We start from the raw sequence: 10,951 nt of genomic DNA, 5'->3' as shown, positions 1-10,951 counted from the left end.
CTGATGGTGCGACAATAACTATAGAAGGGCAGCCTTCGGAAGATAATCTTGTTGCAGTTATTTACCCGGAAACTTATAAAAAACATCTTCAGCTGTTTTATCAAGACCATCTGTAAATTCAAAAATAGATGTTGAAGTTGTTGGTATATAAGTTTCCGGGTAAATAACTGCAACAAGATTATCTTCCGAAGGCTGCCCTTCTATAGTTATTGTCGCACCATCAGGAAGATAAACATTATTGCTTTCATCTACACTACCATCCAGAACATGGAAGGCACCATAAGATTCATTATAATATTTTATATAAACACCAGTGCCATAAGTTTTTGTACAGGTATTCTCTGCAATTGAACCGCCATTTAAATAAAAAATTCCTGTTGAACCAACATAGACTCCTCCACCTGTAAAGGCCGAAGAATTGCCATAAATCTTACCGTCAGTCATCTTAAAGGTTCCGCTAAAAGCACAGACACCACCACCACCAGCACTTGAAGTTGCAGAAGAAGTGTTGTACATAATGGAACCGCCTTCCATATTAAATATTCCACTATCAGCTATATAAACAGCTCCACCGTAACCACCGCTATCATCTTCGGATTTATTAGCATAGGTACTATCTTCTCCCCCAATCATTCCTTCATACATACAAAGAGTTGCACTGTTAAGAACGCTGAATGCTCCACCATAAGCTGAAGCCGTATTGGAATAAATCTGGCCGCCATATAGATAGAATGCAGCACAGGAACCATAAATACAAACTGCACCTCCACCCCTTGGCCCTTCATCATAAGTAGAAGTTTCAATATTTGAATTTATTATTCCGCCGTTCATTGTTACTGAAGCAAATAATGAAGACTCAGAATCATCTCCTGTAATGTAAATACCGCCACCAACATAAGCAGTATTACCACATATCTGGCTGTCATCTTCAATAACAAGAGTTGCCCCCGGACTTACATAAACTCCACCACCGTAATCTGTTGCAGTATTATTCTGAATTACAGCACCAGAAGCTAAAATAACAGAACTGCCAGACTCAAGATAAAGACCGGCACCATTAGTTGTATAGCCGCCACTAATACCAAAATTTTTTATATAAAGAGGTATCTCAGTTGAAACAGTAAGGGCTGAAGCATAATCTTCTTCCGCAGTTTCACTGGAAAGACCAGCATCAATATAATCCGATGCAGAAGAAGAAAGTCCGGCTAAAATTATAGTTCCCGCATGAATTGTTCCATCTGAAGTTGAATCAGGTGAAATTGTCTGAGGAGAGGAAAGAGCACCATCTACACAAATCATGTATGTAGCTTCATCATCTGTAAAAGAAGCAACTGCCTTTGAAATTGAAGCATAAGGATAAGATTCACTTCCGTCTCCAGTCTGATCATTACCTATGCTGGCAGAAACATAAAAAACTGCGTCTACTTCTATATCCTCTTCACTTCCACTGCCTTCTTCTGTTTTTTTAAGGATTAGTGAAACCTGATTGATACCGCTTGTAACTGTAAAAGCATCACTGGAACCTTCATATGCAACATATTCCGTATCTTGTGCAGAAACTTTTACATAAGCATTGGCATAAATAAGACTGCCTACAGGAACTCCTTCAAAACTAACTGAACCTTCACCTTCTTCAAAAGAAATAGAAGCGCTGTCTTCATAGTCACCGCAAAGTTCAAGAAAAAGAGTTACTGAATAATCGGAAGTAGTATCATCTTCACTTGTGGTATCGTCACCACTTGTGCTGTTCCTGGAAAGCGTTTGAATATAAGAAGAAACTCCGGAATTTATCTTAGCTTTTGCCCTGGAATCCAGACTATAGCGTACGCTTGCAGACTTTTTATCTGAATTTGATAAAAAATTACTACAGGACTGGAAAAATACTGTCGACAAAAATATACATGTTAAGAAAATCCCGGCTTTTTTCACTTTTTACTCCTTTTTAAAGATCCAAATTTAAATACAGGACCTGCCTTTATTTTAACACACAAGCTGTGGAAAACCTAACTATTGAGAAAATATTCTAAAAAAAAGGAAGCAGTCCATTGACATTCATAACAGTGTTATATAAACTCAAAAATAAGTTAGCTATTACTAACTTTAACAAGGAGAATATATGACAGTTACTTTAGGAGATGTTCAAACCACAGCACTGATTCCAGTAGCAATCAAAGCAAATGAAACCCTTAGAAAAAATCCAAGGATCCGGGATGATTATTCCGTAGAAATTATCAGACACCTTAAGATTGATACCCGCCCCTACGACAAATTTATGTCCCATGAAGGAGTTATTGCCCGAACTGTCATGCTGGACAGAATGATGACTGACTACATAAAAAAGAATCCCGACCTTGTTGTTGTAAATCTTGGAGCCGGCCTTGATAACAGATTTGCCAGACTGGATAACGGAAAGATTTCCTGGTTTGACATAGACCTGCCTGACTGCATTCAGCTTAGAAAAAAGATTTTTCCGGAAAGAGAAAGAGTTTTTATGATTGAAGGAAATATTCTGGAAGACTCCTGGTGTAAGAAAGTAAAAAATGAAATTGAAAGAAAAAATACCCCTGTAATTTTTATTGCAGAAGGTGTCTTTATGTATCTTTCTATGGATGAAATTGCAAAGGTACTGAATATATTAAAATCAAATTTTCCTCAAGGAATCCTCATAGCGGAACAAAACAACCCTCTTATGGTAAAAAATGAAAAATACCATGACACAGTTAAAAATACAAATGCCCATTTTAAAAGCGGAACAAAAAGCGCAGAAGAAATATGTCAGCTTTGTCCAGGTATAACTCTTGTAGAAGAAAGAAGCTTTAACGAAGAAATGAAAAAACATTCCATCAGGGGAAAACTTTTTGCTGCCCTCCTCCCTGGAATGAATGACCGCTGGGCAACTTTTAAATGGTGAGGTATTTATATGACAAATTACAAAAAGAAATCTTTACTTTTCTGGATTTATAAATTTTCCGGAAATAAAAAACCTGCGTTTTTTTTAAGTATTATTCTTGCAGTATTTAGTGTGGCCTGTTCAATAGCACCATACCTTATTATTGCAAAAATCATCAGCCAGCTCTTAGGGGGAGTCAGAGACTGGAATCTTTACCTGAAGGAATGTTTATGGACTGCAGCTTTTCAGGCAGGAGCATCTTTCTTTCACGCAGTTTCTACTTCTGTCAGCCATCTTACAACCTTTAACGTTCTTGGTAATATTCGTAAAGCCATTCTTGATAAACTTACAAAAGTTCCTCTTGGCTCTGTTCTGAATATGCCTTCAGGAAGTTTAAAAAATACAATTATAGAAAGAATCGACAGCATGGAAACTACACTTGCTCATATTCTTCCTGAATTTACTTCTAACCTTCTTCTTCCTGTCCTTATGTTTATTTATATGTTTAATCTTGACTGGAGAATGGGGTTTGCAACTTTAGCTGTTTTGCCTTTTGCCATCGTTGCCTGCTCTTTTATGATGATAGGTTATGAAGTTAATTTTTCCCGAACAATTGAAAAAACTAAAATCCTTAACGACACAGCTGTTGAATATATTAACGGTATCGAAGTTATAAAAGCTTTTGGAAAATCTAAAAGCTCTTACGAAAGATTTGTTACTGCAGCAAAAGAAGGAGCCGATTGTTTTATTGACTGGATGAGGGCCTGCATCTGGCCTTTTACAATTGCCCAGGTTCTGGCACCGTCAACATTACTTTCTGTCCTTCCTATAGGTGGCTGGCTTTATATGAAAGGCAGTCTTGAAGCTGTTGATTTTATTAAACTGATTATTCTTTCCATAAGTGTTATCCAGCCTTTACTTATTGTTTATTCATACATGGATGACATAGCAAAGGCAGGAGTAATCTTTGGTGAAGTTGGTGACATTTTTGAGATGGAAGAACTTAACAGGCCGGAAAAAGATTTACAGGAACCTGCTGACAATTCAATTAAACTTACAGATGTAAGATTCAGTTACAAAAGAGAAAAGGATGAAAAACTTTGTAAAGAAATTCTTCATGGAATAAATATGGAACTTAAACAAAATTCCTATACAGCCTTTGTTGGTCCTTCCGGCAGCGGTAAATCTACTATTGCCAGATTAATTGCTTCTCTCTGGGATGTAGATTCGGGTTCAATTGAAATTGGAGGAGTTAACATAAAAAATCTTTCCCTTGAAGAATATAATAAGAGAATTGCTTTTGTAAGTCAGGACAACTTTTTATTTGACATGTCCATTAGGGATAACATTCGTCTGGGTAAATCAGATGCCAGTGATAAAGAAGTAGAAGAGATTGCTAAAAAAAGCGGCTGCTACGATTTTATCATGTCTCTGGAAAATGGATTTGATACAGTAACAGGTTCCAGCGGTACTCATTTAAGCGGCGGTGAACGACAGCGCATTGCCATAGCAAGGGCAATGTTAAAAGATGCACCAATTGTTATTCTTGACGAGGCTACTGCCTACACAGATCCTGAAAACGAAGCACTGATTCAAAAAAGTGTTTCCCAGCTTGTTAAAGACAAAACCCTGATTGTTATTGCCCACAGACTTTCTACAATCCGGGATGCAGATAATATTTACGTAATCAATAATGGCAATATTGATTCCTGGGGAAGTCATGAAGAACTTCTTAAGAAAAATGGTCTCTACAAAGAAATGTGGCAGGCCCATATCAGTGGTAAAGATAAAAGTGATGAAGGAGTAGAAAATGTTTAAAATATTAAATCGCTTTTTCCAATTCTGTGATAAGACAAACAGAAATAAATTTTATAAATCCATTATTATCGGTATCTTCAATTCATTTTTTATTGCCCTTAAAATTGGAGCTGTTGCCGTAATGCTAAAAGCCCTTCTCCTTGATGTATGCGGTCAAAAAAAATTTACGGTAGATGCTGTATGGCAGTCCTTTGCTGTTATGGGAATAAGTGTTCTTGGAGCCGTTATTACAAAAAAAGTTATGTCCATGCTGCAGTGCGAAGGGGGTTATAATACCTGTGCTTCCAAGCGCATAGAAATAGCCGAACACCTGCGTTATCTTCCTATGGGTTACTTTAATCAAAACAACCCTGGAGACATTACTTCCGTTACAACAAATACAATGGAAATGCTGGGAGATGTTGCAACCAGGGCTGTAATGATTATCATGCAGGGTACTCTGGATTCCCTTTTAATCATAGCAATGATTTTCTTTTTTGAATGGAAGATTGCCCTTATTGCTCTTGGAGGATTTTTAATCTTTCAGGCAGTAAATTATTTTATGAGATTTGCAGTAAAGAAAGTTTCTGCAGAAAAAATTAAAATAGAAACAAATCAGGTAGGAAAAATTCTTGAATATATTCAGGGTATGACAGAAGTCAGGGCTTATAACCTTTCCGGTAAAAAAAGAAAGGAATTAAACACTATCATTGACCAGTGTGTGTCTGTTAACGGAAAACTTGAATTACATTGTATTCCTTTTTCTGCCATCCAAAGTTTTTGTGCAAAGCTTTGTGGTGTGGTAATAATGATGGCCTCTATATGGCTTTATCTTAAAGGTCAGATGATAATTGCCAACTGCATGATTATGCTTATCTGTTCCTTTATGCTTTTCCTTGCCCTTGAAGCCGGTGGAAACTACGCTGCCCTTTTAAGAATAATTGATTTATCCGTTAAAAAAGCAGAAGCTATCCTTAACATTCCTTCAATCGATATTGACGGAAAAAACATTCCAGAAAATGCAAAAAATAAATCCCTTGATATAGAAGTTAAGGATGTTGATTTTTCTTACGGCAGTAAAAAAATTATTGATAATGTTTCATTTAAAATTCCGGAAAAATCAGTTACAGCTTTTGTTGGTCCATCCGGCAGTGGTAAGACTACCCTCTGTCATCTTCTTGCAAGATTCTGGGATGTAAACAAAGGTTCTGTCAGTCTTGCTGGAGTTAACGTTAAGGATTACAACATGGATGACCTTATGGCCAACTTTAGTTTTGTTTTCCAGAATGTATATCTCTTCCATGATACAATCGCAAATAACATCCGCTTTGGAAAACCGGATACCCCTATGGAAGAAGTAATAGCTGCTGCTAAAAAAGCCTGCTGTCATGATTTTATTTCTTCTTTACCTGATGGTTATGAAACTGTAATCGGAGAAGGCGGAGCAAGTTTAAGCGGAGGAGAAAAGCAGAGAATCTCCATTGCAAGAGCCATTATGAAAAATGCACCTATAATTATTCTTGATGAAGCCACAGCCAATGTTGATCCGGAAAACGAAAGGGACCTTATGAAGGCAATTGAAGAACTTACAAAAGAAAAAACCGTTATCATGATTGCCCACAGATTAAAGACAGTAAGTCATGCTGACCAGATTTTTGTTCTGGATAAAGGAAAGATTGTAGAATCCGGAAAGCATGAAGAACTGCTTAAGAAAAATGGTCTTTATTCAAGATTCATTAACAGCAGAAAAGAAGCTGTCAGCTGGAAAATCTAACTGAATAGCAAAAAAGTTTTTCTTACTATTAAAAAATATGGATTGCATCCTGAGGGCAGGCCTTTTTACAGTCACCACAACGGATGCAGTCCATACTGTCCGGCTTTTTATAAAGAGGGATATCAAGTTTACAAGCCTTCTGACACTGACCGCATTTTGTACATTTAGAAGAATCAACTTTAAAACGGAAAATAGAAATCTTATTAAAGATTCCATAGACTGCACCTAAAGGACAAATGTACCTGCAGAAAGGTCTGTAAATAATTACAGAAAAAAGCAGAATAAAAATAAGGATTGCAAATTTCCATTTAAATAAAAAACCAATAGCACTCCTCATTCCCTTATTCAAAAGAACAAGAGGAATACCTCCTTCAAGCATTCCCACAGGACAAACGTATTTGCAAAACCAGGGTTGACCCAGTCCTATAAAATCAACAACAAAAACTGGAAGTATAATTACAAAGAGAGCTAAAAAAATAAAACGCATCCAGCGTAAAAACTTTTCTCCCGGAAGAAGGCGAAGCTTTTTTACAAAAGGTATTTTATAAAGTAAATCCTGAATCAAACCAAAGGGACATAAAAAACCACAGACAAAGCGTCCCAGGATAGTACCAAAGACTACCATAAAACCAACAGCATACATGGCCATTTTGTAATCCCAGCTGTTAAGGGTAGCCTGCAGTGAACCAATTGGACAGGAACCTAAAGCCCCGGGGCAGGAATAACAGTTCATACCGGGAAGACATAAATACTTGCCCTGCCCCTCATAGATTTTTCCCTGAGAAAATCCTTTTATGTAACCGTTGGAAAGAGCAGCAAAACAAGCCTGAATAATAAGCCTGCTTCTGCCGAAGATATTTATTTTCATATCAGCCGATACCTATACATTCAAGACAGATGCGGGTTGCCTTATTAAAAACAACTTCTGCTTCTTCCCTGTAGATACCGGCAAGAATTAAAAGCACTCCAGTTACCAGCATGAGAAAAGAAATTAGATGCCTGATGAGAGTGCCTTTTTTCATTTTGCTTCTTCTAAAAGTGAATCAATTATTTTCTGCCATTCTTTCTGACTTCTGGCACCAAAATAAATTTGACCAAGCTGATTACCCTGATTGTCTACAAAAATTGTTGCAGGAACAGCCTGAATACCATTAAGGAAAGAAGAGAACATATCCATAGTAGGAATAAGATTTACATAATCTGCTTTAGTTGCAGAGAGAATTCTGTCAGCATCTTTTTTTTCTTTAGAAGAAAGTTTTCCGCCTCTGCCAATAATATCAATTGGAATACCTATAATCTGAAAACTTTTGTCTTTATATTCTTTACTTATTTTAGCTAGGTAAGGCATTTCCCTGATGCAGGGACCGCAAAAAGTTCCCCATACATTAATCATGGTAACTTTTTTATCTGCAAAAACACTTTCTGTAACCTGCTTACCATTAAAATCCTTTGTATCAAATTTAATTTTTTCTGCACTAAGACTGGCAGCACTTACAATTAACAAAGAAAGTAAAAGGCCGGCAAATTTTTTCATATATACTCCTGAATCTTATTGATAAATAGATTGTATCAGATTTAATTTAATTAAACCATATTTTTTACAGGTTCGTAACAGAAAATTATTTTAGCCCCTGCCTGCAAAAAACTCAGCCTTAATTAAAAAAGTTTTCTTCGTTATTGTTAAGTCCCATATCAAAAGAACTTACTCCCCCTTCCATCAAAGAAGCAGGATCATTGAAATTATCCCCGGTAGAAGAAGGACCACCCCACAGTTCCGGATGATACATAACATCAATTGGAGTCATACCAGGATTATTTTTTAAAAACTGTTTTGCCTGCTCTTTCTCAAAGGCAGTAAGATTAGTCCCCATGTTATCTATCTGAGAAACATCAATATCAGCCATACCATTATTTAAGCCAGACTGATTAAAATCTGAATGATTAAAGTCATTATATCTGTTCTGTTGGTGATTATAAGAATAATCCTCTCCAGAAGAAGGATTTGAGTTACTTCCAAAATAAAAAACTGCAAGAAAAACTATTAAAGCCACAAAACCAATAAGAAACAAAAGCATAATCTCCTCCTGTTTAAAAACTTTACCACTAAAAATATTTTACCATGGCTGACTTAAAAATCCTATAAAAAAAACAGCCTGACTCCTGTTTAATGGAATCAGACTGTCTTTTAAAATACTGTTAAAGGAAAATATGTTTTTATTAACTTTTATAATCTGGCGTAATTAAAATATCAGTTGTCACTGAATAAAGGTGTACTTAAATATCTGTCTCCTGAATCCGGTAAAAGAACAACAATATTTTTATCTTTATATTCCGAACGCTGGGATACAAGATATGCAGCCTTTAATGCAGCACCACTGGAAATACCAACAAGGATACCTTCTGTTCTTGCAAACTTTCTTCCCTCCTCAAAAGCATCTTCGTTTTCAATTGCAATGATTTCATCGTAGATTTTTGTATTAAGGGTATCAGGAACAAATCCTGCACCAATTCCCTGAATCTTATGAGGCCCGGTTACACCTTTAGAAAGTACAGGACTTGAAGCAGGTTCTACAGCAATGATTTTTACAGCTGGATTTTTCTCTTTAAGATATTCCCCTACTCCGGTAATTGTTCCTCCAGTACCAACGCCGGCAATAAAAACATCAACCTTTCCATCTGTCTGCTTCCAGATTTCTGGCCCTGTTGTTTTTTTATGAACTGCAGGATTAGCAGGATTTACAAACTGACCAAGTATTACGCTTCCAGGAATACTTTCACGAAGCTCTTCTGCCTTTGCAATAGCCCCCTTCATTCCTTTGGTACCTTCAGTAAGAACAAGCTCTGCTCCATAAGCCTTAAGCAATGTTCTTCTTTCTACACTCATAGTTTCCGGCAGGGTAAGAATGGCACGATAACCTTTAGCCGCAGCAATTGCAGCAAGCCCAATACCTGTGTTACCGCTTGTTGGTTCGATTATCGTAGCACCAGCTTTTAAAATCCCCTTCTCTTCTGCATCTTCTATCATTGCAAGAGCAACTCTGTCTTTAACACTTCCTGCAGGATTAAAATATTCCAGCTTGGCAAAAATATTTTTTTTGTCCTTAAGCCTGAGCAAGGGAGTGTTACCAATTAATTCCAGCGAACTGTTTTTAATGTCTGCCATTGTTTTCTCCTTATATTATTTTATTGAAGCAAATCCTCTTTCAAGATCTGCAATAATATCATCAATATGCTCCGTACCAATTGAAAGACGAATTGTTCCCTGAGAAATTCCCTGGTCTGCAAGTTCTGCATCAGTAAGCTGACTGTGAGTTGTACTTGCAGGATGAATCACAAGAGACTTTACGTCTGCAACATTTGCAAGAAGACTAAAGACTTTAAGATTGTCTATGAATTTCCATGCAGCTTCTTTTCCCCCTTTAATTTCAAAAGTAAAAATAGAAGCTCCACCGTTAGGAAAATATTTCTGATAAAGCTTATGATCCGGATGATCTTTAAGTGAAGGATGGTTAACCTTTTGAACAAGAGGATGCTTGCTTAAATATTCAACAACCTTAAGGGCATTTTCTACATGGCGTTCAAGACGTAAAGACAAAGTCTCTGTTCCCTGAAGAAGAAGGAAGGCATTAAATGGAGAAATTGTAGCACCAGTATCCCTGAGGAGGATTGCGCGAATGTAAGTTACAAAAGCTGCAGGTCCTGCTACATCATAGAATGATACTCCGTGGTAACTTGGATTTGCTTCTGCGATATTCTTATATTTACCGCTGGCCTTCCAGTTGAATTTTCCACCTTCAACAATTACACCACCTAAAGTTGTTCCATGACCTCCGATAAATTTTGTTGCAGAGTGAACAACTATATCAGCACCATGTTCCAGAGGACGGATCAGATAAGGAGTTCCAAATGTGTTATCTACAACAAGAGGAAGACCATGCTTGTGTGCAAGTTCAGCAATTGCATCAAGATCAGGAATATCTGAGTTTGGATTTCCAAGAGTCTCAAGATAGATTGCCCTTGTATTTTCTTTAATGGCACTTTCAATTTCTGAAAGATTATGAGCGTCAACAAAAGTTGCGCTGATTCCATACTGAGGAAGAGTGTGAGCAAGAAGATTGTAGCTTCCGCCGTAAATTGTTTTCTGAGCAACTATATGTCCACCATTTGCAGCAAGGGCTTCTATTGCATAAGTAATTGCTGCTGCCCCTGATGCTGTTGCAAGAGCCGCACTTCCCCCTTCCAGAGCTGCAATACGTTTTTCAAAAACATCCTGAGTTGAATTTGTAAGACGGCCGTAAATGTTTCCGGCATCTGCAAGACCAAATCTGTCTGCTGCATGTTTTGAATTATGGAATACATAAGAAGTTGTTTGATAAATAGGAACTGCCCTTGAATCTGTAGCCGGGTCTGCTGCTTCCTGTCCAACATGTAACTGTAATGTTTCAAACTTATAATCTGCCATAGTGTAATCTCCTGTAAATAATTGAATA

General features: G+C 37.1%; 10 protein-coding genes. 3 read left to right on the top strand and 7 right to left on the bottom strand.

What is annotated here, in order from left to right; all coding sequences use genetic code 11:
* Positions 1-57: 57 nt before the first annotated feature.
* A complete protein-coding gene (locus K6D58_RS10025; RefSeq protein WP_296830270.1) occupies positions 58-1,893 on the bottom strand; it encodes an autotransporter outer membrane beta-barrel domain-containing protein in 1,836 nt (611 codons plus the stop codon).
* Positions 1,894-2,116: 223 nt separating this feature from the next.
* On the opposite strand from K6D58_RS10025, the gene K6D58_RS10020 reads away from it, so the two are divergent.
* Genes K6D58_RS10020 through K6D58_RS10010 form a run of 3 tightly spaced genes read left to right on the top strand, consistent with a single transcriptional unit; the run spans position 2,117 to position 6,461 of the window.
* Positions 2,117-2,911, top strand: coding sequence for a class I SAM-dependent methyltransferase (locus tag K6D58_RS10020; RefSeq protein ID WP_296830267.1), 795 nt, complete (start codon positions 2,117-2,119; stop codon positions 2,909-2,911).
* Positions 2,912-2,920: 9 nt separating this feature from the next.
* Positions 2,921-4,708, top strand: coding sequence for an ABC transporter ATP-binding protein (locus K6D58_RS10015; RefSeq protein WP_296830265.1), 1,788 nt, complete (start codon positions 2,921-2,923; stop codon positions 4,706-4,708).
* Positions 4,701-6,461 (top strand): ABC transporter ATP-binding protein, encoded by a 1,761-nt coding sequence (locus K6D58_RS10010; protein ID WP_296830263.1) that lies wholly within the window; start codon positions 4,701-4,703, stop codon positions 6,459-6,461. The genes K6D58_RS10015 and K6D58_RS10010 overlap by 8 nt, the downstream gene beginning before the upstream one ends.
* 28 nt (positions 6,462-6,489) lie before the next feature.
* On the opposite strand, the gene K6D58_RS10005 is transcribed toward K6D58_RS10010, so the two are convergent.
* From K6D58_RS10005 to K6D58_RS09980, 6 genes are all read right to left on the bottom strand, one after another.
* Positions 6,490-7,329 (bottom strand): 4Fe-4S binding protein, encoded by an 840-nt coding sequence (locus tag K6D58_RS10005; protein ID WP_296830261.1) that lies wholly within the window; start codon positions 7,327-7,329, stop codon positions 6,490-6,492.
* A 1-nt stretch (position 7,330) separates the two neighbouring features.
* Positions 7,331-7,483, bottom strand: coding sequence for a CD1871A family CXXC motif-containing protein (locus K6D58_RS10000; RefSeq protein ID WP_296830259.1), 153 nt, complete (start codon positions 7,481-7,483; stop codon positions 7,331-7,333).
* Positions 7,480-7,995, bottom strand: a complete 516-nt coding sequence (locus K6D58_RS09995; RefSeq protein ID WP_296830257.1) for a TlpA family protein disulfide reductase — start codon at positions 7,993-7,995, stop codon at positions 7,480-7,482. The genes K6D58_RS10000 and K6D58_RS09995 overlap by 4 nt, the downstream gene beginning before the upstream one ends.
* A gap of 118 nt (positions 7,996-8,113) precedes the next feature.
* Entirely contained in the window at positions 8,114-8,536 is a 423-nt protein-coding gene (locus K6D58_RS09990) for a hypothetical protein (RefSeq protein ID WP_296830256.1), read from the bottom strand.
* 173 nt (positions 8,537-8,709) lie between these two features.
* Positions 8,710-9,624 carry a cysteine synthase A gene (gene cysK, locus K6D58_RS09985; RefSeq protein ID WP_296830254.1) on the bottom strand — a complete coding sequence of 305 codons (915 nt, stop codon included), beginning with the start codon at positions 9,622-9,624 and terminating at the stop codon, positions 8,710-8,712.
* Between the two features lie 15 nt (positions 9,625-9,639).
* Complete coding sequence (locus K6D58_RS09980) at positions 9,640-10,923, bottom strand: O-acetylhomoserine aminocarboxypropyltransferase/cysteine synthase family protein (protein WP_296830271.1); 1,284 nt, start codon at positions 10,921-10,923, stop codon at positions 9,640-9,642.
* Positions 10,924-10,951 lie beyond the last annotated feature (28 nt).

It is taken from the genome of Treponema sp. (assembly GCF_024696245.1).
Classification (GTDB): Bacteria; Spirochaetota; Spirochaetia; order Treponematales; family Treponemataceae; genus Treponema_D.
Note: the sequence above shows the minus strand (reverse complement) of the source record. Positions and strands in the feature narration are given on the sequence as shown.

What these genes read in the sequence shown, in the direction of transcription:
- K6D58_RS10020 (WP_296830267.1), top strand. Translation starts at nt 2,117, where the DNA reads ATGACAGTTACTTTAGGAGATGTTCAAACCACAGCACTGATTCCAGTA.
- K6D58_RS10015 (WP_296830265.1), top strand. Translation starts at nt 2,921, where the DNA reads ATGACAAATTACAAAAAGAAATCTTTACTTTTCTGGATTTATAAATTT.
- K6D58_RS10010 (WP_296830263.1), top strand. Translation starts at nt 4,701, where the DNA reads ATGTTTAAAATATTAAATCGCTTTTTCCAATTCTGTGATAAGACAAAC.
- K6D58_RS10005 (WP_296830261.1), bottom strand. Translation starts at nt 7,329, where the DNA reads ATGAAAATAAATATCTTCGGCAGAAGCAGGCTTATTATTCAGGCTTGT.
- K6D58_RS10000 (WP_296830259.1), bottom strand. Translation starts at nt 7,483, where the DNA reads ATGAAAAAAGGCACTCTCATCAGGCATCTAATTTCTTTTCTCATGCTG.
- K6D58_RS09995 (WP_296830257.1), bottom strand. Translation starts at nt 7,995, where the DNA reads ATGAAAAAATTTGCCGGCCTTTTACTTTCTTTGTTAATTGTAAGTGCT.
- K6D58_RS09990 (WP_296830256.1), bottom strand. Translation starts at nt 8,536, where the DNA reads ATGCTTTTGTTTCTTATTGGTTTTGTGGCTTTAATAGTTTTTCTTGCA.
- cysK (WP_296830254.1), bottom strand. Translation starts at nt 9,624, where the DNA reads ATGGCAGACATTAAAAACAGTTCGCTGGAATTAATTGGTAACACTCCC.
- K6D58_RS09980 (WP_296830271.1), bottom strand. Translation starts at nt 10,923, where the DNA reads ATGGCAGATTATAAGTTTGAAACATTACAGTTACATGTTGGACAGGAA.